This window comes from Pseudomonas sp. M47T1 (genome assembly GCF_000263855.1).
Lineage (GTDB): Bacteria > Pseudomonadota > Gammaproteobacteria > Pseudomonadales > Pseudomonadaceae > Aquipseudomonas.
In genome coordinates this window covers 57860-78715 of sequence record NZ_AJWX01000005.1, presented here as the reverse complement: position 1 = coordinate 78715, position 20856 = coordinate 57860, and the positions used below count along the sequence as shown (strand labels likewise).

23 protein-coding genes are annotated in these 20856 nt (G+C 64.4%); 6 read left to right on the top strand and 17 right to left on the bottom strand.

The annotated features are described in order from the left end of the window. Window positions 1–10: 10 nt before the first annotated feature. The 3 genes from modC to modA are packed head-to-tail and all read right to left on the bottom strand — an operon-like array spanning window position 11 to window position 2538. On the bottom strand, window positions 11–1099 hold the full coding sequence (gene modC / locus PMM47T1_RS07855; RefSeq protein WP_008367430.1) for a molybdenum ABC transporter ATP-binding protein: 1089 nt from the start codon (window positions 1097–1099) through the stop codon (window positions 11–13). 3 nt (window positions 1100–1102) lie between these two features. Next, window positions 1103–1783, bottom strand: coding sequence for a molybdate ABC transporter permease subunit (modB, locus tag PMM47T1_RS07850; protein ID WP_008367428.1), 681 nt, complete (start codon window positions 1781–1783; stop codon window positions 1103–1105). Then, window positions 1783–2538, bottom strand: a complete 756-nt coding sequence (modA, locus tag PMM47T1_RS07845) for a molybdate ABC transporter substrate-binding protein (RefSeq protein ID WP_008367426.1) — start codon at window positions 2536–2538, stop codon at window positions 1783–1785. The genes modB and modA overlap by 1 nt, the downstream gene beginning before the upstream one ends. 162 nt (window positions 2539–2700) lie before the next feature. Here modA and acuR point away from each other — a divergent pair, with 162 nt between their 5' ends. After that, the gene (gene acuR, locus PMM47T1_RS07840; RefSeq protein WP_050990392.1) at window positions 2701–3348 is read left to right on the top strand and encodes an acrylate utilization transcriptional regulator AcuR; all 648 of its coding nucleotides are present in this window, start codon (window positions 2701–2703) and stop codon (window positions 3346–3348) included. A gap of 75 nt (window positions 3349–3423) precedes the next feature. Continuing rightward, entirely contained in the window at window positions 3424–4407 is a 984-nt protein-coding gene (gene acuI / locus PMM47T1_RS07835; RefSeq protein ID WP_008367422.1) for an acrylyl-CoA reductase (NADPH), read from the top strand. 3 nt (window positions 4408–4410) lie between these two features. On the opposite strand, the gene PMM47T1_RS07830 is transcribed toward acuI, so the two are convergent. The 6 genes from PMM47T1_RS07830 to PMM47T1_RS07805 all read right to left on the bottom strand — a co-directional run bounded on the left by PMM47T1_RS07830 (window position 4411) and on the right by PMM47T1_RS07805 (window position 9898). Then, complete coding sequence (locus tag PMM47T1_RS07830) at window positions 4411–4626, bottom strand: hypothetical protein (protein WP_008367421.1); 216 nt, start codon at window positions 4624–4626, stop codon at window positions 4411–4413. Window positions 4627–4709: 83 nt separating this feature from the next. Then, a complete protein-coding gene (locus PMM47T1_RS07825) occupies window positions 4710–5150 on the bottom strand; it encodes a CBS domain-containing protein (RefSeq protein WP_008367419.1) in 441 nt (146 codons plus the stop codon). A gap of 136 nt (window positions 5151–5286) precedes the next feature. Further along, window positions 5287–6147: an efflux RND transporter periplasmic adaptor subunit gene (locus PMM47T1_RS07820; protein ID WP_008367418.1), complete on the bottom strand. Its 861-nt coding sequence runs from the start codon at window positions 6145–6147 to the stop codon at window positions 5287–5289. Window positions 6148–6157: 10 nt separating this feature from the next. Further along, window positions 6158–6358 carry a DUF1656 domain-containing protein gene (locus PMM47T1_RS07815; RefSeq protein ID WP_008367416.1) on the bottom strand — a complete coding sequence of 67 codons (201 nt, stop codon included), beginning with the start codon at window positions 6356–6358 and terminating at the stop codon, window positions 6158–6160. Between the two features lie 13 nt (window positions 6359–6371). Further along, on the bottom strand, window positions 6372–8384 hold the full coding sequence (locus tag PMM47T1_RS07810; protein WP_008367415.1) for an FUSC family protein: 2013 nt from the start codon (window positions 8382–8384) through the stop codon (window positions 6372–6374). After that, window positions 8381–9898 (bottom strand): efflux transporter outer membrane subunit, encoded by a 1518-nt coding sequence (locus tag PMM47T1_RS07805; protein WP_043300845.1) that lies wholly within the window; start codon window positions 9896–9898, stop codon window positions 8381–8383. Before PMM47T1_RS07805 ends, PMM47T1_RS07810 begins: the two co-directional genes overlap by 4 nt. A gap of 148 nt (window positions 9899–10046) precedes the next feature. Here PMM47T1_RS07805 and PMM47T1_RS07800 point away from each other — a divergent pair, with 148 nt between their 5' ends. Further along, window positions 10047–10988 (top strand): LysR family transcriptional regulator, encoded by a 942-nt coding sequence (locus PMM47T1_RS07800; RefSeq protein WP_008367411.1) that lies wholly within the window; start codon window positions 10047–10049, stop codon window positions 10986–10988. Between the two features lie 14 nt (window positions 10989–11002). Here the strand turns inward: PMM47T1_RS07800 and PMM47T1_RS07795 are convergent, their stop codons facing one another. Next, window positions 11003–11425: a hypothetical protein gene (locus PMM47T1_RS07795; protein WP_008367410.1), complete on the bottom strand. Its 423-nt coding sequence runs from the start codon at window positions 11423–11425 to the stop codon at window positions 11003–11005. 72 nt (window positions 11426–11497) lie between these two features. Here PMM47T1_RS07795 and PMM47T1_RS07790 point away from each other — a divergent pair, with 72 nt between their 5' ends. Both PMM47T1_RS07790 and PMM47T1_RS07785 read left to right on the top strand, forming a co-directional pair. Next, on the top strand, window positions 11498–11878 hold the full coding sequence (locus PMM47T1_RS07790) for a MerR family transcriptional regulator (RefSeq protein WP_008367408.1): 381 nt from the start codon (window positions 11498–11500) through the stop codon (window positions 11876–11878). 39 nt (window positions 11879–11917) lie between these two features. Beyond that, window positions 11918–12505 carry an NUDIX domain-containing protein gene (locus tag PMM47T1_RS07785; RefSeq protein WP_008367406.1) on the top strand — a complete coding sequence of 196 codons (588 nt, stop codon included), beginning with the start codon at window positions 11918–11920 and terminating at the stop codon, window positions 12503–12505. Between the two features lie 7 nt (window positions 12506–12512). Here PMM47T1_RS07785 and PMM47T1_RS07780 read toward each other — a convergent pair whose 3' ends face one another. From PMM47T1_RS07780 to PMM47T1_RS07770, 3 genes are all read right to left on the bottom strand, one after another. Continuing rightward, window positions 12513–13913 (bottom strand): MFS transporter, encoded by a 1401-nt coding sequence (locus PMM47T1_RS07780; RefSeq protein WP_443216084.1) that lies wholly within the window; start codon window positions 13911–13913, stop codon window positions 12513–12515. A 348-nt stretch (window positions 13914–14261) separates the two neighbouring features. Beyond that, entirely contained in the window at window positions 14262–15497 is a 1236-nt protein-coding gene (codA, locus tag PMM47T1_RS07775; RefSeq protein ID WP_008367402.1) for a cytosine deaminase, read from the bottom strand. Then, window positions 15494–16717 (bottom strand): PucR family transcriptional regulator, encoded by a 1224-nt coding sequence (locus tag PMM47T1_RS07770; RefSeq protein WP_008367400.1) that lies wholly within the window; start codon window positions 16715–16717, stop codon window positions 15494–15496. Before PMM47T1_RS07770 ends, codA begins: the two co-directional genes overlap by 4 nt. Before the next feature lie 361 nt (window positions 16718–17078). Here PMM47T1_RS07770 and PMM47T1_RS07765 point away from each other — a divergent pair, with 361 nt between their 5' ends. Further along, window positions 17079–17291 (top strand): hypothetical protein, encoded by a 213-nt coding sequence (locus tag PMM47T1_RS07765; RefSeq protein ID WP_008367398.1) that lies wholly within the window; start codon window positions 17079–17081, stop codon window positions 17289–17291. Window positions 17292–17344: 53 nt separating this feature from the next. Here PMM47T1_RS07765 and PMM47T1_RS07760 read toward each other — a convergent pair whose 3' ends face one another. The 4 genes from PMM47T1_RS07760 to PMM47T1_RS28610 all read right to left on the bottom strand — a co-directional run bounded on the left by PMM47T1_RS07760 (window position 17345) and on the right by PMM47T1_RS28610 (window position 20834). Then, the gene (locus PMM47T1_RS07760; protein WP_008367397.1) at window positions 17345–17674 is read right to left on the bottom strand and encodes a hypothetical protein; all 330 of its coding nucleotides are present in this window, start codon (window positions 17672–17674) and stop codon (window positions 17345–17347) included. 773 nt (window positions 17675–18447) lie between these two features. Then, the gene (locus PMM47T1_RS07755) at window positions 18448–18672 is read right to left on the bottom strand and encodes a DUF6555 family protein (RefSeq protein WP_008367395.1); all 225 of its coding nucleotides are present in this window, start codon (window positions 18670–18672) and stop codon (window positions 18448–18450) included. Between the two features lie 94 nt (window positions 18673–18766). Beyond that, entirely contained in the window at window positions 18767–20296 is a 1530-nt protein-coding gene (locus tag PMM47T1_RS07750; RefSeq protein WP_008367393.1) for an FAD-dependent monooxygenase, read from the bottom strand. A 307-nt stretch (window positions 20297–20603) separates the two neighbouring features. Beyond that, window positions 20604–20834 carry a hypothetical protein gene (locus tag PMM47T1_RS28610; RefSeq protein WP_008367391.1) on the bottom strand — a complete coding sequence of 77 codons (231 nt, stop codon included), beginning with the start codon at window positions 20832–20834 and terminating at the stop codon, window positions 20604–20606. Between the last annotated feature and the right edge of the window lie 22 nt (window positions 20835–20856).

Sequence of the window (20856 nt, the reverse complement as noted above, 5' to 3'; positions counted from 1 at the left end):
GCAGGCCTACCTAAGCCAACACCGCCACCGCCTTGATCTGCGCCCACGCCGCGCTGCCCACCCCCAGCCCCAGTTGATCCCACGAATACCGCGTGATCCGCGCCAGCAACGGCGTGCCATCGGCCTCCAGGCTGACCAGCACATGGGCGCTATTGTCGGCCACGCGCTGGCCGGTCACGGTTACCGGCAGGCGGTTGAGGATGCTGCTGTGGCCCTGGCCGTCCAGGCTCAGGCTGATGTCGCGAGCCTGCACCTTGACTCGCAGCGCGCTGCCCACCGCCAGCGGCCCATGGGCCACGCGGATGTGCTGGAGGCTGTCCGGCAGGCCGAGGCTGAGCAACTGATAGGCGGGGTCATAGTCCCAGACTCGGCCCTGAATGATCACCCCGGCGTCATCCCCCAGCGCCAGGGGCAGGTCAAGGCGGGCGAGGGTGTGCGCCACTGGCCCGCTGGCCTGCACGGTGCCCTGGTCCAGCAATACCAAATGGTCGGCCAGCCGCGCCACTTCATCCTGGGCGTGGCTGACGTACACCACGGGTATGTCCAGTTCGTCGTGCAGGCGCTCCAGGTAGGGCAGGATCTCGGCCTTGCGCTGGCTGTCCAGCGCGGCCAGGGGTTCGTCCATCAACAACAGGCCCGGGCTGCTCAACAGCGCACGGGCGATGCCCACGCGCTGACGCTCGCCACCGGACAAGTGCGTGGGCATGCGCGTGAGCAAATGGCCGATGCCCAGCAGGGTACACGCCTGGTCAAGCTGCACTTTGCGCTGCGTGGCGCGAATGCGCCGCCAGCCAAACTCCAGGTTGCGCTGCACGTTCAGGTGGGCAAACAGGCTGGCTTCCTGGAACACGTAGCCCAGCGGGCGCTGGTGTGGGGGCAGGAACAGCCCGCGGTCGCTGTCCTGCCAGACCTGGCCATTGACTTCGATGTAAGCGTGGCTGGCCCGCTCCAGGCCCGCCAGGCAACGCAGGCAGGTGGTCTTGCCAGACCCTGACTGGCCGAACAGGGCGCTGACGCCACGCCCCGGCAGTTGCAGGTCGACATCCAGGGTAAACGCGGAAAAACAGTGGCGAATACGCGCCGTCAAGGTCGTGGCCACAGGTTAACTCCAGCGGGCTTTGGTGTGGCCGCGGGCGTACAGCGCCAGCAGCACCAGGAACGAAAACACCAGCATGGCGCCGGCCAGCCAGTGCGCCTGGCCGTACTCCATGGCTTCCACGTGGTCGTAGATCTGCACCGAGACCACGCGGGTCTTGTCGGGGATATTGCCGCCGATCATCAGCACAACGCCGAACTCGCCCACGGTGTGGGCAAAGCCTAGGATGCTGGCGGTGACAAAACCGGGGCGTGCCAGCGGCACCACGACGCTGAAGAAGCAATCCCACGGGCTGGCGCGCAAGGTGGCGGCCACTTCCAGCGGGCGATCGCCGATGGCGGTGAAGGCGTTTTGCAACGGCTGCACCACAAATGGCAGGGAATAGATGGCCGAGCCAATCACCAGGCCGACGAAACTGAAGGTCAGGGTACCCAGGCCCAGCGCCTGGGTGGCGTGGCCGATAAAGCCATTGGGCCCCATGGCCAGCAGCAGGTAAAAGCCGATCACGGTTGGCGGCAGCACCAGCGGCAGCGCCACCACAGCCCCCACCGGCCCGCGCAGGCGCGAGCGGGTGCGGGCCAGCCACCAGGCAATCGGCGTACCGATCAACAGCAGCAACAGGGTGGTGAGCGAAGCCAGTTTCACGGTCAGCCAAATGGCCGACAGGTCACTTGCGTCCAGTGGCATCAGATTTCGTAGCCGTAGGACTTGATGATGGCGGCCGCTTTCGGCCCCTTCAGGTACTGCACCAGGGCTTTTGCCGCGGCGCTGTCCTTGCCTTTGCTGAGAATCACCGCGTCCTGCTTGATGGGGTCATGCAGGTCGGCCGGTACGATCCAGGCCGAGCCGCTGGTGACCTTGCCGTCCTTGAAGATCTGCGACAGGGCCACGAAGCCCAGTTCGGCGTTGCCGGTGGACACGAACTGGTAGGCCTGGGTGATATTCTGGCCTTCGACGATCTTGGCCTTGGTAGCGTCGGTCAGTTTCAGCTTGTCCAGCACTTGGGTGGCAGCCAGGCCGTAGGGCGCTGCCTTGGGGTTGGCGATTGACAGGTGCTGGTACTGATTGGCCTTGAGCACCGCGCCCTTGCTGTCGACATAGCCTTCCTTGGCCGACCACAGTGCCAGGGTGCCCACGGCGTAGGTGAAGCGCGAGCCCTTGACGGTGTCGCCTTCGCTTTCCAGCTTGGCCGGGGTGCTGTCGTCGGCCGCCAGGAACACCTCGAACGGAGCACCGTTCTTGATCTGTGTGTAGAACTGCCCGGTGGCGCCATAGGCCGCGACCAGCGTGTGGCCGGTGTCGGCTTCGAAAGCCTTGGCAATGGCTTGGATAGGCGCGGTGAAGTTGGCGGCAACGGCGACTTGGACTTCGTCGGCATAGGCATTGAAGGAGAGGGCTGCGAACAGGCCGAGCAGGACCAGGCGAGGGGAAGCGACAGACATGGTGAAACTCCTTTTTTGAATTTTTCGTTATGTTGGCGAATATATAGCGAAGCGCCATAACGTGCCTACCCCCGCAGGCCGCCTGTGTGGAAGCTGGCGTCGTTGCGATGTTGGAACATCAACCAGTTGACAATTGAGACGGCCAGTCTAATATCCATCTACATGACTACGCCAACCCAAGCACCCGTCCCCCGCAGACCCGGCCGCCCTCCCAAGGTGCCTCGCGAGCATTACGACACCCGCGAGCTGCTGGTCCGTTGCGGTACCGAGATCCTTACTGAACAGGGCTTCAGCGCCACCGGCATCGACATGATTCTCAAGCGTGTCGGGGTGCCGAAGGGCTCGTTCTACCACTACTTTGCCAGCAAGGACGCCTTCGGCCGGGCCCTGTTGGACAACTATGCCCAATACTTTGCGCGCAAGCTCGACCGCTGGCTGCTGGACGAGTCGGTGGCCCCGCTGGAGCGCCTGCTGGGCTTCGTCGAAGACGCTCAGAAGGGCATGGCCAAGCACGATTACCGGCGCGGTTGCCTGGTGGGTAACCTGGGCCAGGAAATCTCGGTATTGCCCGAGGGCTACCGCGAGGCCATCGAAGCGGTCTTCGCCGATTGGCAACAGCGCCTGAGCGCCTGCCTTCAGGCAGCCCAGGCCAGCGGTGACCTGCCCAAGGAAGCCGATTGCGACGAACTGGCAGCGTTTTTCTGGACGGGCTGGGAAGGCGCGGTGCTGCGCGCCCGGCTGGTACGCAACGCGCAACCCATGCGCACCTTCGTCAGCGGCTTTCTGCGCTCGGCATTTTTCCAGATGTGATGGATCGTGAGCCGGCCTGACTGCCGGCTTTTTCAAGGCCATTTAAAGACGTTCGGTCTAAATGAGGAGAACAGCATGTTCAATGCCATTGTCATCGAAAAGCACGACCAGGGGCAGCGCGCCGCCGTGCAGGCCCTGGATGAAACACAACTGCCTGCTGGCAATGTCACGGTCGACGTTGCCTACAGCACGCTCAATTACAAGGACGGCCTGGCCATTACCGGCAAGGGCCCGGTGGTGCGCAGTTTCCCCATGGTGCCGGGGATAGACCTGGCGGGCACCGTGAGCAGCAGCGAGCACCCTGACTTCAAGGCGGGCGACGCCGTGTTGCTCAATGGCTGGGGCGTAGGCGAGGGCCATTGGGGTGGCTTGGCGCAGAAGGCCCGGCTCAATGGCGACTGGCTGATCCCGCAGCCCAAGGGCTTCACCGCCGCCCAGGCCATGGCCATTGGCACCGCAGGTTACACCGCCATGCTGTGCGTGATTGCGCTGGAGCGCCACGGTGTGCTGCCGGGGCAGGGTGAGGTGTTGGTAACCGGCGCTAACGGTGGCGTGGGCAGCTTTGCAATCGCCTTGCTGGCCAAGCTGGGCTACCAAGTGGTGGCGTCCACCGGCCGCACCAGCGAGCACGATTACCTCAAGCGCCTGGGTGCCAGCGAAATCATCGACCGCGCCAGCCTGTCCGAACCGGGCAAGCCGTTGGGCAAGGAACGCTGGGCCGGGGCGGTGGACTCAGTGGGCAGCCACACCTTGGCCAACGTCTGTGCCACCACCCGTTACCACGGCGCCGTGGCGGCCTGCGGCCTGGCCCAAGGCATGGATTTCCCTGGCTCGGTGGCGCCGTTCATTCTGCGTGGGGTGTCGTTGCTGGGCATCGACAGCGTCAGGCGCCCCCGGGCTGACCGTGTCGAGGCATGGGACCGCCTGGCCCGCGACCTGGACCGTGACCTGCTGGCGGTGATCAGCCATGAAGTCGGCTTGAGCGACGCCGTTGCCGTGGCCGATCAGTTGCTGGCAGGCGGTGTGCGCGGGCGCGTGGTGGTCGACGTCAACCGCTGAGGCTCAGCGCTTGCCCATGGACCTACGGGTGCCATTGGGGGCCCGGCCTGGGGTTTTGTCGTGGCTGGACTTGCCGGCGCCCGGGTAGGTGGCGGCCTTTTTCGCCGCGGCAAAGGCGCCGGGCTTGAACGGAAAGCTGAAGGCAGGCACGGCCGGCTGGCTGTCGCTGCCGGTTTCGTCGGGCAGGTCTTGGGCGGGGGGGTGTTGGTCGACAGACATGGTAGAGCTCCGGAGCATGCAGGGTAATGTCCGGGGCCGTCCCCCGGGGCGCGCAGTATACCTGCGCGCCCCGGGGTGCGGGCCTACTCGCCGCGAATATATTGTTCCAGCTGGCGGATCAGGTCGGCCTGCTCGGCAATGGCCTCCTTGACCAGGTCACCGATGGACAGCAGCCCCACCAGCTGCCCCCCTTCGACCACCGGCAGATGGCGCAAGTGGCCATCGGTCATCATGTTCATGCAGGTATCGATGTTCTTGTGCGGGTCCACGGTGATGACTTTGGCGCTCATGATCTCGCTGACCGGCGTGCCCACTGACGAGCGCCCCAGCAACACCACCTTGCGGGCATAGTCACGTTCGCTGACGATGCCCACCACGGCGCCATCCTTGATCACCGGCAAGGCACCGACGTTTTTCTCGGCCATCAGGCGCAGTGCCTCCACCACCATCTGGTCCGGGCCGATGGTGTGCACCTGTTGATTGTGCTGAGCCTTGAGCTTGAGCAATTCTGCGACGGTTTTCATGACGGCCTCTACGGTTCTGATTATTCAGGGGCTGGCCCCTCACCATAGCGTAGCCGGTGCCGCGCGCCTGCGCCGGCCCTTGAGTGCGCTGTAAATCTTGATTGATGCAGGACCTGCGCAGAACGCTACAGGGTGTCTACCGCGTCGTGGCCTGGATGACCACGGTGCAGGTGGTGCCTGCGGCCAGCAGCATGTCGGCGGGGACATCGTCCAGCTGGATGCGCACCGGCACCCGCTGGGCCAACCGTACCCAATTGAAGGTGGGGTTGACGTCGGCCACCAGTTCGCGGCTCTCGGGGTTGTCGCGGTCATAGATGGCGCGCGAGATGCTTTGCACGTGACCTTTGAGCACTTCGCCACTCATCATCTGCAACTGCGCAGTATCGCCGACGTGAACGTTGGGCAGCTTCGATTCTTCGAAGTAGCCATACACCCAGAACGAATGACGGTCCACCACGGCCATTTTCGCCTCGCCCACCTTGGCGTAGTCGCCGGGGTGCACGTTCAGGTTGGTGACGTAACCGTCGGTGGTGGCCAGCACCTGGGTGCGGCTCAGGTTCAGTTCGGCCGCGGCCAGTTGCGCCTGGGCCTGCTGATAGTCGGCCTGGGCGGCACTGGCGGTGTTGCCGGCGTCTTCGCGGCTTTCCTTGGACACCACCAGGTTGTCCATGTCGGCGCGGCGCCGGGCGTTGACTGCGCGCATCTGCCAGGTGGCCTTGCGCGACGCGACCTGAGCCTTGGCCTGGTCCACCGCGACCTGATAGTGAGCCGGGTCGATGCGTAGCAGCACGTCGCCCTTTTTCACCTGCTGGTTGTCGTGCACCGGCACGTCCACCACCACGCCGCTGACGTCGGGTGCCACGTTGATGATGTCGGCGCGCACCCGGCCGTCGCGGGTCCAGGGTTGCGCCATGTAGTGGTTCCACAGGGTGGAACCCAGGCAGGCGGCCAAGGCCACCAGCAACAGGGTGGCCACCACGCTCAAGCATTTTTTCATGATGGGGGTCTCAGCGGTAAATAGTCAGCGCCAGGGCGCTGAACAGGCACATGAACAGGCTCAGGCGCGCCAACGGGGCATGCCAGAAAAATCGGTACACATCCAGCGCAATCAGCACGCGGTCCAGCAGCCACATCAACAAGGCGCTGACGCCCAGCAGCAGCATCAGCGTGGGCAGGTACAGCTCGAGGAACATCAGTTCGCGGGGCATGGTCAGGTCCAATTCACACGCAGGCCAATGGCGAGCGAGGGTTGAGCAGCGCGCTGCGAATGAAGTGCAGGTAGGCTGCCCGCGGCGCTGTCGGTTGTTCGGCCAAGGCCTGGGCCAGGGCGGCCAGTGCCTGCTGGCGATTCGCAGCGCTGGGGCGTTCGAACAGCGTGATCAGCGGCTGGGCGACAGCGACCGGCACGCCACCGTGTTCGCGCAGTTGCACCAGGGCGTAGCCCACGTCCTGAACGCTCAGGGCCCATTGCAATAGGTCGTCCTGCACCGCCGGGCGGGCGGCCGACAGTGTGGTGGCGTGCTGCAGCACGTCCCGGGTGCGGCTTTCAAAGCGCTGGCGCAGGTGTTTCAGGCCACCCTTGGCGGCAAAGCCCACCTGGCGTCGCAGGTCGCGTTGCAGGTGACGCCAGGCCCAGGGCGCGTTGGTGGGCAGAATCACCGCACCGGCAATGGCGCACAGGCCGAAGGCGATGATGTTGGCCAGGCAGTCGTTGACGAACCCGGCCGGGTTGTAGACCGTCAGGTTGGCCGGGATCGAGCCGGAGGCAAAGGTGATCAGGAAACCCAGGCCAATGCCCATGGTTTGCAGCCGCGTGGTGAGGAACCCGCCGAACAGCAACGCCGGCGCCAGCACGAAACACAGCAACGGGAAACCGTCGATGTGCGGGTACAGGAAAAAGTACTCGACGAAACCCAACAGGCTGCTGAGCACCACGCCCATGCCCATTTGCACGCCCGCACGCCACGGGTTTGGCGTGGACGCGGTGAGGCTGATGCCGGCGGCCGCTGAAATCATCAGGCTGATGCCGCTGGGCCACGCCGTGGCCAGCCAGAAGGTGGCGGCCAGGGCCACGGTGATGAAGCCGCGCAACCCGGCGGCGGCGCATACCCAGAGGTTGGTGCGCGGGGTGTAGCCGGCCGTCCATTGCTCGCGCGGGTGCCGATGGCTAGCCAGCGACGCGTGGGTCTGGGCGTAGTCGTGGAGCTGTGTGATCAGCGCCATCAGCAGTTCACCGGCGGTGTCCAGGTCTTGTTGGCCGTTACTGGCGGGCAGATGACGCAGACGCACGGCAGTGTCCTGCGCCAGGCGATGAAGACGCTCGGCCATGGGCGCGGCGGCGCCGCTGTCCAGCTGCTTGCCGCGATAATCTTCCAGTACCTGCACCAGCCCGGCCAGTGCCGGCTGCACGTCCTGCCAGGCGGTGGGTGCCTCGTGGTGCAGGCGTTGCAAGTGCTGATACAGCGCGTTGAAACCGGTGGTGCACTGCATGAACTCGCTGTTCAGGCGGCTCAGGCGACCGCTGCGCAGGTGGGTCAAGGGGTCTTCGAACACTGTCACGCTGCGCAGGTTCTCCAAGCCCACGGCCTCGGCCACCAGCCGGCGGTTATGCTGGGCAAAGGCGGCGGGGGCCAGTTGGCCCTGAAGGCTGTCGGCGGCAAAGCCGGCAAACAGGCCCAGGCGTTTGCCGATCACGGCACGCAGGGCGGTGCGGCTGCTCTGCGGGAAGATCACGGCCGACACCACGCCACTGCAAATAACGGCCAGGCCGATCTCCACGGCGCGCCACACGGCCGACAGGTACACGCCCTGGGGATGGGCGAGGGCGGGTACGCCGACAATGGCGGCGGTGTAGCCGGTCAGCACAAAGGCATATGCCTGGAAGTTGCGGTAACGCGCAGACAGGCCGCAGCACAGCCCTACCCACAGCGCCAGGCAGCCGAGGAACACATCGCTGTGCTGGCCGAACAACGCAATCAACGTGACCACCACCACCAGCCCCAGCAAAGTGCCCAGCAGGCGCCAGGCACTCTTGGCAATCACCGGGCCACTTTGTGGCTGCATGACGATGAACACCGTCACCAGTGCCGTGGAGGGTTGCGGCAACTCCAGGCGCAGGGCCAGCCAATAGGTCAGGAAGGTGGCGCACAGCAACTTGAACAGGTAAATCCAGGTCACCCCGTCGCACGCTGCCCAGGCCCGCAGCGCCGGGCGCCACTCGTTGAGCCCGCTCATGGCGCCTGCTCGCCGCGCAGCAGCGCCAGGCCCGGTGGGGCCGCAGTGGCGCGGGCAGGGTCGGGGCTGTCCTTGCCTGCGGCCACGCCGCCGCCCAGGGCGATGACCAGGGACGCCTGGGTTTGCAAGCGCGCGGCCTGCACCTGCTGCTGAACCTGCTGTTCATGGAACAGCTGGGTCTGGGCGTTGAGCACGTCCAGGTAGCCGGTCAACCCGCGCTGGAAGGCAATGCGCGCGATGTCGTAGCTGCGCTGGGCGTCGGCGACCCCCTGGGTGGCCAACGCGGCCTGGTTGTCCATGGAGCGGCGGCGGATCAACTGGTCGCTGATGTCTTTGAGGGCCAGCACTAGCGTCTGGTTGTACTGCGCCACGGCCAGGTCATAGCCAGCCGAGGCGGCGCCGAGCTGCGCGCGCAGGCGGCCACCGTCGAAGATCGGCAGGCTCACCGCCGGGCCGACGCTGCCGGTCAGCTTGCTGGCGTTGAGAAACTCCAGCACGCCGCCACCGGTGCCGCTGTAGCCGGCGCTGGCGCTGAGGTCCACGTCGGGGTAGAAGCCGGCGCGGGCCACTTCAATGCCGCGGGCCTGGGCGTTGACCCGCCAGCGGCTGGCGACCACGTCCGGGCGCTGGCCCATCAGTTGCGCGGGCAGGCGGCTGGGCAGGGCCAACGGCGCACTCAGTGCCAGGCTGGGGCGCTGCAATTGCCGCGCGGCGCCCGGGCCTTGACCGGCCAGGGCTGCCAGCTGGTTACCGGTCAGGGCGATGGCTTCGTCAAGGCTGTCGATCTGGCGGCGGGTTTCAGGCAGCGAGGTCTGCGCTTGGCTCACTTCCAGCTGGGTGCCGATGCCATGCGCGAAGCGCTTCTGCGCCAGGTCCAGTACTTGCTGCTGTTGGGCCAGCAGGGCCTGCAGGATGTCGCGCTGCGCGTACTGCTCGGACAGTTGGATGTAGCTGCGCACGATAGTGCCCTGCAGGTCCAACTGCGCCGCCCGGTCTTGGGCCGCAGCGGCATGGGCGTTGTCCAGGGCCTGCTCAGTGGCGCTGCTGTCACGACCCCACAGGTCCAGGGAGTAGCTCAGGCCCAGCGCGGCGTTGTTGTCGAAGTCGGTGACATCGGCCAGCTCGCCAGGGCCGTAGAAGTTATCGGTGGGCCATTTGTGCCGGGTGATGGAGGCGTTGGCATTGAGCTGCGGCGCTTCGTTGGCCGCCTCGATGCCAGCCATTGCCTTGGCCTGACGCACCCGGGCGGCGGCTTCGGCAAGGGACGGGCTGTTGCGCTGGGCGTCGTCGATCCAGGTGTTCAGTTGACGGTCGCCGAAGGCCTGCCACCAGCGGTTGTCAGGCCAATGGGCGTCGCTGCGCGCCTGCTGGATGTTGGCGTCGATCTGCAACCCATTGCCGGCTTCGGGGCGGCTCTGCGGGCCAATGCCATGGGTGCTGATGCAGCCACTGATTGTTAACGTTAATGTCAGTACCATCAGGGGTAATGCAGGGTTGGAAATAACTCGTCTCACCGCTGGTAAATCCCCCGATGTGCCCGTTGATTCTGAATGAGGGGGGATGTTACCGGTGAACGATGGCTGCAATAAACGCAACAAAATATGATTGTTTGTTGTATTTAATTTTATAATCAAACAATTGGGGTGAGTGGCATTTCACGCAATGAACATTCTTCAATACATGCGCGCCTTTGTCTGCGTGGCGCAAACCGGCAGTTTCACCGTGGCCGCCGAGCAGATGAACACCACCACCGCCAACCTGTCGCGGGCCGTCTCCAACCTGGAAACCCACCTGCGCACGCGCTTGCTCAACCGCACCACCCGGCGCATCGCCATGACTGAGGCCGGCAAGCGCTATTACCTGCGCTGCGAAGGCATATTGGCCTCGGTGGCTGAGGCCGAAGCCGAGGCCGAAGCCACCCAGGACTACGCGGCGGGCAGCCTCAAGGTGCATGCCATGGCCGGCATCGGCATGCACTACGTGATCGAAGCCATGGCCGAGTACCGCGAGCGCTTTCCCGAGGTCAGTTTTGACTTGCACTTGAGCAATCGCGTGCCCGACCTGATCGAGGAAGGCTTTGACGTATCCATCGTGCTGGCCGCGCAACTGCCCGACTCAGGCTATATCTCCCAGCGCCTGGGCACCATCTACAGCGTGCTGTGCGCGGCGCCGCGCTATGTGCAGCGGCGCGGCATGCCGCAGACGCCCAGCGAGCTTGAACGTCATGATTGCCTGCTGATGAGCAGCGTGGCCTACCCCGACAACCGCTGGCAGTTCGAGGGGCCGGAAGGCCCGGTGGTGCCCTCGCTGCGCGCGTCACCCTTTCAGGTGAACGCCATCGACGCCATGCGCGTGGCCATCCGCAGTGGCATGGGCATTGGCGTGCTGCCCAGCTACTCGGCCATCGACGGCCTGCGTAGCGGCGAATTGGTGCGGGTGTTGCCGGGGTACCGGTTGCAGCGCCTGAACCTGTACGCCATCTACCCGTCGCGGTTGTACCTGGACGCCAAGATTCGCACCTGGGTTGACCACCTGCGGGCCTCGTTGCCGCAGGCGTTGGCGGATGAGGAAATTGATTTGAACGCGCAGGCGCAGTCGTCGTAGCCGCCGGCCCGCAGTTACGCGGCAGATCTGGAGCGAACGATTGCTGCAGACAAATAAGGCGCCAGTTGCAGCCCCCCAAAAACAACCTCCATCACCGTAAACACCAGAATCAACGGCGTGGCCCCCTTGATCACCGCCACGGTTTGCCACAGGGCAAACAACCCTCGCGCCACGCCGTCGTAAACGCCATGTTCGGGCCGCGTATGCCGCAGGCGCAGCATGGCCCAGACCACCACCACGCTGCCCAGCAGGTTGGCCAGCAGCATGTGAGTTGGGTCCAGCAGCGGTTCGGCCTGGCCCAGGCCCAGGCGCGTCGACAGTTGTGCAATCTGCTCGAACAGCCAGCGCATACTCCACGGCGTCATGAAGGCGCCGGTGGCGATCAGGTCGTACCAGGCACTGGCGCGCACCAGGCGCAGGTAGCGAGAGGTATCCATTGTGAAGCCCTTGCGTAGTGATAGGATCGCCAGGCTAAACCCTGGTGCTAGGTCCAGGGTCAAGGGGAAGCCATGAAGATAGGTCAGTTGGCCAAGGCCGCCGGGGTCAGTTGCGATGCGCTGCGTTTCTACGAGGAGCGCGGCCTGATTCGCGCTACCCGCAGCGCCAATGGGTATCGGCACTACCCTGCGCAGACTGTGCAGTTGGTGTTGTACATTCGTACCGCTCAGCAATTGGGTTTCAGCCTGGCCGAGGTGGGCGAGAACCTGCCGGCCCTGTGGCAGGCCAGCGACGAACCGGTGGAGCGGTTGGCGGTGGTGTTCGCGCAAAAACTGGCCGCCATCGATGAGCGCATCGCCCAGTTGCAGCGGCTGCGCCAGGCGTTGAGCGAGCGGGCGCAAGCGGTGTGTCCGCTGGCCCCGATGCTTGACGGCGGCACTGGCGGCAGGTAACCCTGAGCCCTTGCCGATCACTTCCACTAAGGACACCCCATGGCTGACAGCCCTGTGCGCATCACGGGCAAGGTACTGCTCTCGGACAACTGGTACCTGCTGAACACATACACCTTTGACCTGCGCCGCCGTGACGGCAGCTGGCAAACCCAGACTCGCGAGGTTTATGACCGCGGCAATGGCGCCACCATCCTGCTGTACAACCTGGAGCGGCGCACCGTGGTGCTGATCAGTCAGTTCCGCTTGCCAACGTTCCTCAACGGCGGCGACGGCTACCTGATCGAGACGGCCGCCGGGCTGCTGGACAACGCCAGCCCCGAGGCACGCATTCGCCTGGAGGTGGAGGAGGAGACCGGTTACCGGGTCAAGGCCATCGAAAAAATCTACGAGGCCTTCATGAGCCCTGGCGCCGTGACCGAGCGCATTCACTTTTTCATCGGTGAATACGAGGACAGCGACCGGGTCAATGATGGCGGCGGGCTGGAAGCCGAAGGCGAGGACATCGAAGTGCTGGAACTGGGCTTTGACCAGGCGCTGGCCATGGTCAGCAATGGCCAGATCGTCGACGGCAAGACCATCATGCTGTTGCAGTACCTGGAACTGCGCATCATGGCCGCCCGTCGCTGATCACCGGTCAGCCCTGTAACACCTGCTCGCCCGCCTGGCGCGGCAGTTTCAGTGCATCCACCAGCGCAATCAGGCCCAGCACCGCGATGCCCAGGAAGGCCACGCGGAAGTCGCTGGGCTGAGCCTGCGCCGCATGGCCCTGGACGCTCATGGACAGGCGCAGCAGCAAGGCCGCCGCCACCACCCCCACACCCATGCCCAGCTGGAAGAACATGCTGAACAGCGTCGAAGCCTCGCTCATGCGGTCCTTGGGCACGTCGGCAAAGCCGATGGAGTTGTAGCAAGTGAACTGCATTGAGCGTGACAGGCCGCCGATGAACAGCACCAGCACCACCAGCGGCCAGGGTGTGGCGGCGCTGAACAACGCGCAGGCAGCAATCGACGCCACGCCGATCAGGCCATTGACCAGCAGCACGCGGCGAAAGCCGTAGCGGCGCATGATGGCGGTGGTGAAGGGTTTCATCGCCAGGTTGCCGGCGAACACCGCCAGTACCAGGCTACCGGCGTACACCGGTGAAAAACCGAAGCCCACCTGGAACAGCAGTGGCAGCAAAAACGGCAGGGCGCTGATGGCCACGCGGAACAGCGAACCACCGAAAATGCTGACCCTGAAGGTGTCGATCGCTACTGGCCCCAGGGGCAGCAGTGGCGAAGGGTGACTGCGGCAATGGCGGATGGCCAAGACCGCCAGCACGCCGCCGGCCACCAGCAGGCCAAAGCCGGTGCCCATGTGGTCGGCCCCGCCCAGCCATTCCAGGCCCAGCATGGACGCGGCGCAGGCACCGGCCAATAGCAGGAAGCCGACGCTGTCGAAGGGCCGATTGTTTTCCGCGTGGCCCTTGGGCACCAGCCACAGGGCGCAGCCCAGGGCCATGGCGCCCAGCGGCAGGTTGACGTAGAAAATCCATGGCCAGGAGGCATGGGTGACAATCAGGCCGCCCAGTGGGGGGCCGAGGATGGGTGCCACCAGGCCTGGCCAAGTGATGACCGCGATCATTTTCACCAGGTCTTTCTTCTCGGTGGTGCGCAACACGGCCAGCCGGCCAACGGGCACCATCATGGCGCCGCCGATGCCTTGCAGCACGCGCGCCGCCACGAAGCCTTCCAGGCTCTGGCTCAGGCCGCACCACAGGGAGGCCAGGGTAAACAGGCTGATGGCACAGGAAAACACCCGGCGGGTGCCGAAACGGTCAGCCACCCAGCCCGACAGCGGAATGAAAATCGCCACCGCCAGCAGGTAGGCGCTGATGCCGATGTTGAGGTCCACGGGGGCCTTGCCGAATTGCCGGGCGATGTCCGGAAGGGCGGTGCTGATGACCGTGGCGTCGAGGTTTTCCATGAAGAACGTCACCGCGACCAGCAGGGCAATCCAGGTCGCGGGGGTGGTGCGGTGGTCGGTCACTGTCAGGTTCCTTGTGTTGCCGGTCCCGTCATTGTGCCCGTCACGAAACGTTTTGTAATACCCCTGGTTGATGAAAACCTGTCACCGCTGCGGTTGCTGGCGTTTTATAAGCGCTGGCGCAGCCTGCGGCTACAGGTTTGGCGCGTGGTCGGGTGATGGCTGCCAGGTGCCTGTCGATGTTTCAACGGTGCCCATGAAACCGCGCGCCGCCCGCGCGGCGTTTCGCGGGTAGAACCCGCTGCCACACGTTTGTTTCAAGCGTGCCGTTGCAGTGGTGTCTCCACTGTCCGCCCTGTGTGTTCCAGGTCAGGATGGCGCGGGGCGCTCGAACGCGCAAAAGATCCTACGTGAACGTCAGGCGAACTCAACGCGCTCGGGTACGCGCGTCATCAGGACTTGGCCGCCACGGATCGACACCCGCGCCTTGGCCTGGCGGCGCACGGCTTCGTAGTCGCTTTCGGCGTCCAGGATCACCAGGTTGGCCGGGCGGCCCACTTCGATGCCGTAGCGCTCGCCCAGGTTCAGCGTGCGGGCGCTGTTGTCGGTGACCAGGTCCAGGCTGCGGGCCAGGTCTTCAAAGCCCATCATGTGGCAGATGTGCAGGCCGGCGTCCAGCACGCGCAGGATGTTGCCATTGCCCAGGGGGTACCAGGGGTCTTTGATGGAGTCCTGGCCAAAGCACACGTTCATGCCCGCCCGGTCGATTTCCGCCACGCGGGTAACGCCACGGCGCTTGGGGAAGGTGTCGAAGCGGCCTTGCAGGTGGATGCTTTCGGTGGGACAGGAGACAAAATTGATCCCCGAATGCTTGAGCAGGCGAAACAGCTTGGAGCAATAGGCATTGTCGTAGGAGCCCATGGCGGTGGTATGGCTGGCCGTGACACGGCTGCCCATGCCTCGCACCCGGGCTTCTTCGGCCAGCACTTCGAGGAAGCGCGAATGGGGGTCATCGGTTTCATCGCAATGCACGTCTACCAGGCAACCCCTGCGCTCGGCCAGGTCCATCAGGAACTTGATCGAGCTGACACCTTGCTCGCGGGTGTTCTCGAAATGCGGAATTCCGCCCACTACGTCGGCGCCCAGCTCGATGGCTTGCTCCATCAGCGCGCGCCCGTTGTCGTAGGACTCGATGCCTTCCTGGGGAAACGCGACGATTTGCAGGTCTACCAGGTGGCGGGCCTCTTCGCGCACCTCGAGCATGGCCTTGAGTGCGCCCAGGGTGGGGTCGGTAACGTCGATGTGGGTGCGCACGTGCTGGATGCCGTGCTCGGCCAGCATGCGAATGGTGGTGTGCGCCCGCGCCTTGGTGTCCTCGTGGGTGATGGTTGCCTTGCGCTGGCCCCAGCGTTCGATGCCTTCGAACAGCGTACCGCTCATGTTCCACTGCGGATCACCGGCGGTAAGGGTGGCGTCCAGATGGATGTGTGGCTCCACCAGTGGCGCGATCAGCAACTGGCCAGCAGCGTCGATGTCATCGTCCTTGGCAAGCAGCAGGTCGGGCTGGGCGGTGATGGCGCTGATGCGGCCACCGTCGCACGTCACGGTGAACAGGCCTTGGCGTTTGCGCAGGGTAGCGTTGATGATGTTCATGGGCGGTCCTGTAACTGGGCCTCGGCCATACGCCACACCAGCAGCGCCACCGAAGCGTTCATGCGGAAAAGGGGATCGTCGAGCAACTGCCCGCTGAGGTGTTCAATGCGTTGCAGCCGCTGGTTCAGGGTATTGCGGTGAATGCCCAGGCGGTGCGCCGCCTTGAGGCCGTTGCCGTTTTCCTGAAGCAATGCGTCCAGGGTGTATAGCAGGGTCTGGGGTTGCTTGCGGCCGTTTTCCTGCAACGGCCCCAGGGTCTGGCGGACGAAGGTGTCGACCACTTGGCGATCGGGAATCGCCTGCAACAGGCGCAACACACCCAGCTCGTTGAAGTCGCACAGGCCATGGGCAGGAAGCAGGTGCTCGGCCACTTCCAGGGCCTGGCGTGCTTCGCTCAAGGCCTGGCGGTAGTGGGCGGGGTCGTGGACCAGGGTCGACAGGCCCATGAACAGCGTCATGGGCGCGCACAGGCCCAGCAGATCCCGGTAAAGCGGTGCCAGTTGGCTGCGCGGGTCGGCGTCGCCGCTCAACAGCAGCACCAGCAGTTCGCCCTGGCTGACCACGGGCAAGGGCGCGGCGCGGTCGTTGTTCCAGGCCCCCAGTTGGTCTTCAAGAACCTGGCGATATTGCTGCAGCTGGCGTTCGGCATCGGCGGGCGGCTGTTGCTCGAACAGCGCGGCCTGATTCGACAGGCGCACCACCAGCACCCGGCGCGGTCCTTCCAGTGGCAACTGCAAGTGCGCCGCGCGTTGGCGCACGATGGCGATGCCGGGGTAGTCACCGCTGAGCAGTTGCCCAAGGATGTCATGGTGCGAGCGGCGAACCTGGGCCATTTGCACCAGTGACGTGCCGATCAGGTGCGTGACAATCACCATCTTCAGCGCGTAGGGCTGCTCGATCAGCGGCAGGCCCAGGGTTTCGGCGAGCGCCACCACGGACGCGGGAATACGCTGGATGAAGGCGTCGCCGGTGAGAATCACCAGGCCGGCGATGCCACAGTGTTCGCCTTCGCGCACCAGGCGCAGCAGGTTGGCTTCATCACGGGCCAGGTTGATGCCGGTGACAAACACCAGCTCGCCGCCCATCACCCAGTCGGCAATGCCCTGATTTTCCGCCACGTACGACCAGCGCACGCTGCGATGGCACTGGCGTCTGCCAGCGCGCAGGGTCATTTCCTCAAGGCCCGGCAGCGCCAGGATCTGTTCGACGGTTAGGCTCACAGTTGCGTCACGGTGTTCGCGCGCTGTGGGCTGCCCACGCGCAGCATCAGGTAACAGGCGGCCGATGCGCCAATGCCTACCAAACTCATTGTTATTCTCCGCAGGCAATCATGGGGTTGACGGGCCTTGGCAGAGCAAGTTACGGGCCAGCGCGCAGCGCGGAAAAAACAGGGCAGGCGGCATGTGGAGCGGTGTTCATTGTGCACAGTGTTATTGATTTTATAGATGGCTAGGTGTGCATCGTGCCTCAAGTTGCAGCATCTGTGCACTTTTTTGGACGTGTTTCGGTCCCGCTGTATGAATCCCGCTGGCGTGGTAACGTGGGGTCAATGCTGATCACAAGAACAAGGAACACCCGCGCATGAAGGACTATGACACGCCACCACCGCCCCGGGGGGCGCGACCGTTTCTGGGGGCAGGGATCTTCCTGCTGACGCTGCAGGTGCTGTGCAGTATTTGCGAACGCCACCACTGGGGGTTGGCGGTGGTCGGGGCACTGTTGGCCACCGGGGTGTGGGCCTATGCCGAGTGGCAGGCCGTGCGTGAACAGCGCAATCAAGGCTGGCAGGCGTGAGACATCAATAACGCGGGGGCTGGCTTGAAAGCCAGCCCCCGCGTTATGAACAATCAGCAGTACTGATCGATGACCTTGACCTGACGCGCCTGACGCGCGTTCGGCCATTCATGCTTGAGGGTGTGCAGCACGCGCCCCAGGAATTCGCGATCCGCTGCCGCCTTGCGGCCTATGTAGCCCTGGCCGCGGCGGTAGGTGCGCAACCGGGCCCGCATGGTCGGCTTGCTTTGTTCGAATTCGGTCTCGCCTGCGTGGCGAGCCATCCCATCGATATGAACTTCGCCCGATTCGCAGACCCACAGGATGTGGTTGTCCAGCGTGTCCTTGCGCGATGCGAACAATTGAGCCAGTTCTTCAATGGTAGGTTGATTGTTCAAGTTCATAATGTAAGCCCCCTTCGACTGTTATTTCGTCTTGTCTGTGATGAGTTCAAACATGGCCCCCAATCGGCCAATACACTGCGCTGCAAGGCAAAAGCCGGTTGCAGATGACCAGGGAGGGATGTGTGTAGCGTTGAGGGAAAGCCGCTACAGCAGGGAGGAGGACGCGACGGTTCAGCGATACCACGGATGACGTTACTGCAGTCAGCCACAAGCATGTTGAGATCGTCTCGCCAGCCTGGTTTGCCCGATATGGGCCACCTGCCGGTCAGCTTTTCATCAATCTGCCTTGTGGGCAGTACACATCACGCAACCGGACGACGGCTTGTCGTACAGCTTTGACACCCTTGCCTTGGCTCCCGATCGGGGAGACAGCCTCACTATGCAAGGTGACGAAGAGGGCGTCAACACCTTTTGTAGTGAATTTTTCGAGGCACTACATAATAGTCGGCGGCGGCCAGTGTTCATCGGGCTTTGGGGCGTAAAGACGACTATGTGGCTGAAAAATGACTCATTAGTCAGCGGGTTGTTTGAGGGTTAGCGCAGGGGATGTGGCCGTGGGGGCCGGGCTGATCAGGGGCGGTTGTACGGTTTTTCCACGCTGGAAAGCGGCGAGCATGTTGGCCGTGAGCGAGGCATTGAACAAGGTCACGCCCCGCACGATGGCAATGCCGCACTAGGAAAGCCAGCGCGGTTTTGTCACCTCCCACGGGGTCTTCAGAGCCCTTGTAGGGCGGCAACGATGCCCCTGTCGGCTGCGTCCTGAAATGCCGCCATCAAGGCAACTTCACCCACGTCACATCGCTCAGCCCCGCGTCCCCGGCCTGCTGGCGCAAGGCAACCTGGCAGCCACTGTCCACCTGCAGGCCAAGGCCTGTGCCCGAGTGCAGCGAGGCGTAGTACCAGGCGTCGGCGTCGGTCATCAGCGTGTCCCGTTGCACGAAGTGGCACGGGCGGCCGTGGAGGCGGTAGTGAATTTCAAAACGGTGCAACGTATGCATGACCATAAACTCCCTTTGTCCGGGAGTCAGACATAAAGGCAAAAGGCCAGTTCCGTAAAAGCTTGCGCTGCTGTATTCGTCAATGCCTTACGTGCTACAGGGATTGTGGCCGGCGCGGGCTGCGCGCCAGGTAGTCGGTGAGTGTTGATGCCTGGTGATCGCCGGCGGCCAGCGCCACATAGCCATCCGGCCGGACCAGGTACAGCGCGTTGCGGGCAAATCCGGCGTGGCCATAGGCCTGCTGCCAGGGGTACACGTGCAGCCCCAACCCTTCGACCTCACACACCGCGCGCACGCGTTCCTCCGTGTCGCCGTACACGTGCACTTGCCATTCGATGGCACGCAGGGTGTTGAAGTTGTCCACGCCGTCCACCGCCACCCACGGCAGACGGTCGCCGCCGTGCACATGGCCGGCCACGCCGTCGCTGAGGGCGCTTTGCCGGTAGTTCAGGGTGAGTTGCGACACCGTGCGAAACAGCCATTCGCGCACCGGCCCCAGGGCCAGTGCGCGAGGGATAAGCAAGGGCGCCAGGCGTGTGCGCAACAGGTCGGCCAGTGGGCCCTGGGCCGTGGCGAAGGTGAATACCCGGTCGGTGGTGGCCACCAGTTGCCGGGCAAAGCCGATGCGTTCGATTTCGAAGCTGTCCAGCAGTTGCGGGTCGGCCTGGCCCTTGAGCACGCTGGCCAGCTTCCAGGCCAGGTTGATGGCGTCGCCGATGCCGGTGTTCATGCCCTGGCCGCCCGCCGGGCTGTGGATGTGCGCGGCGTCCCCGAGCAGAAAGGCGCGGCCCTGGCGAAACTGTTCGGTGACCCGGTGGTGCACATGGTAGGTGGAGAACCAGTTGAGCTGGTCGACCTGTACCTGCAGGTGGTCGATGGCGCGACGGCTGATGTCTTCGAACCGCAGGGTGTCGGCGCGCGCCGCGCGTTCGTCGCGCACGGTGCCGATCAGGCGCGCCCGGCCGCTGCCGGCCAGGGGAAACACGGCAAGAAAGTCGGCCTCGTCCAGGTCTACATGCAGTTCGCCATTGAACGCCGGGCCCTGGCCGCAGACGTCGGCCACGTAGAACACCTGCTGGTAAGTGCCGCCGGGGAAGCCGCTGCCCAGGACGTGGCGCACGGTAGAGCGGGCGCCGTCGCAGCCGGCCAGGTAGGCGGCCTGGCAGGATTCGAGGTGGCCGTCCTGGTGCTGTAACTGGGCCAGCAGGTGTGGACCCTGATCAACGAAGCCGCGCAGCGTAACCCCGCGCTCCACGCTGATGCCACGGGCCAGCAGTTGTTCGGTCAGCAGCCGCTCATGTTCGTCCTGAGGGTAGATTTCCAGGAAGCTGTAGGGCGTAAGCCCTTCGCCGATATGAGAGAACGGCAAGTGCGCCACCGGCTCGCCCTTGACCCACAGGTTGATGGCCGCCACGGTGTGGCCGCGGGCCAGAACGTGTTCGCTGAGCCCCAGTTGCTGGTACAGCTCCAGCGTGCGTGCCTGCACCGCCAGTGCGCGCGACGTATCACTGGGTTGCTGCTCCTGTTCGATGATGCGCGCCTGAATGCCCTGGGCCGCCAGCCACAGGGCCAGGACCAGGCCGGTGGGCCCGGCGCCGACGATCAGTACGTCACAGCGGTGCATGGCAGCGTTCTCTTGGCAGTCCACTCATGAACCAGTATGGCAGGCGTGCTGGAAAGAGCGGATTTCATCTCCTTTTGCTGACGTGGAACACACAGGCGGACGTGGAGACACCCCTGCAACGGCACGCTTGAAACCAACGTGTGGGAGCGGGTTCTACCGTTTGTTTTCAGCGTGCCGTTGCAGGGGTATCTGCGGTGTCCGCCTGGTTTGTTGGGCAGACAATGTGTGGCGCGCCGGCGTGTAACATTTGGAATGTGGCGCAAAAAAACCCGGTTCACCGAACCGGGTTTTGGCCGTGGCCTGCATCTCAATAGCGCTGGTAGTCGGAACCGAACTCCTTGCGCACTTCTGCAACATAGATCGGCGCCTTACGGTCGCTGCCGTTCAGGGCCATGCGCTGGTTGTAGGCGCGGGCGTGTTCGGCGCCGTCCTGGGCGACAACGGCCTGAGGATGGCTGGTGACGGTCTGCGGGGAGGCAAAGGCGCTGCCGGTGGCGAGCAGGGACAGGGCAACGCTGAAGGTCAGTACAGATTTCATGGTAAGGCTCCAGAGGGGGTGG

Coding starts and splice junctions, on each gene's coding strand:
- PMM47T1_RS28610 (WP_008367391.1), bottom strand. CDS start 20,834: ATGAAATCTGTACTGACCTTCAGCGTTGCCCTGTCCCTGCTCGCCACC.
- PMM47T1_RS07750 (WP_008367393.1), bottom strand. CDS start 20,296: ATGCACCGCTGTGACGTACTGATCGTCGGCGCCGGGCCCACCGGCCTG.
- PMM47T1_RS07790 (WP_008367408.1), top strand. CDS start 11,498: ATGAAGATAGGTCAGTTGGCCAAGGCCGCCGGGGTCAGTTGCGATGCG.
- PMM47T1_RS07755 (WP_008367395.1), bottom strand. CDS start 18,672: ATGCATACGTTGCACCGTTTTGAAATTCACTACCGCCTCCACGGCCGC.
- PMM47T1_RS07815 (WP_008367416.1), bottom strand. CDS start 6,358: ATGCCCCGCGAACTGATGTTCCTCGAGCTGTACCTGCCCACGCTGATG.
- modB (WP_008367428.1), bottom strand. CDS start 1,783: ATGCCACTGGACGCAAGTGACCTGTCGGCCATTTGGCTGACCGTGAAA.
- modA (WP_008367426.1), bottom strand. CDS start 2,538: ATGTCTGTCGCTTCCCCTCGCCTGGTCCTGCTCGGCCTGTTCGCAGCC.
- PMM47T1_RS07825 (WP_008367419.1), bottom strand. CDS start 5,150: ATGAAAACCGTCGCAGAATTGCTCAAGCTCAAGGCTCAGCACAATCAA.
- codA (WP_008367402.1), bottom strand. CDS start 15,497: ATGAACATCATCAACGCTACCCTGCGCAAACGCCAAGGCCTGTTCACC.
- PMM47T1_RS07795 (WP_008367410.1), bottom strand. CDS start 11,425: ATGGATACCTCTCGCTACCTGCGCCTGGTGCGCGCCAGTGCCTGGTAC.
- PMM47T1_RS07820 (WP_008367418.1), bottom strand. CDS start 6,147: ATGAAAAAATGCTTGAGCGTGGTGGCCACCCTGTTGCTGGTGGCCTTG.
- acuI (WP_008367422.1), top strand. CDS start 3,424: ATGTTCAATGCCATTGTCATCGAAAAGCACGACCAGGGGCAGCGCGCC.
- acuR (WP_050990392.1), top strand. CDS start 2,701: ATGACTACGCCAACCCAAGCACCCGTCCCCCGCAGACCCGGCCGCCCT.
- PMM47T1_RS07785 (WP_008367406.1), top strand. CDS start 11,918: ATGGCTGACAGCCCTGTGCGCATCACGGGCAAGGTACTGCTCTCGGAC.
- PMM47T1_RS07810 (WP_008367415.1), bottom strand. CDS start 8,384: ATGAGCGGGCTCAACGAGTGGCGCCCGGCGCTGCGGGCCTGGGCAGCG.
- PMM47T1_RS07760 (WP_008367397.1), bottom strand. CDS start 17,674: ATGAACTTGAACAATCAACCTACCATTGAAGAACTGGCTCAATTGTTC.
- PMM47T1_RS07765 (WP_008367398.1), top strand. CDS start 17,079: ATGAAGGACTATGACACGCCACCACCGCCCCGGGGGGCGCGACCGTTT.
- PMM47T1_RS07800 (WP_008367411.1), top strand. CDS start 10,047: ATGAACATTCTTCAATACATGCGCGCCTTTGTCTGCGTGGCGCAAACC.
- PMM47T1_RS07830 (WP_008367421.1), bottom strand. CDS start 4,626: ATGTCTGTCGACCAACACCCCCCCGCCCAAGACCTGCCCGACGAAACC.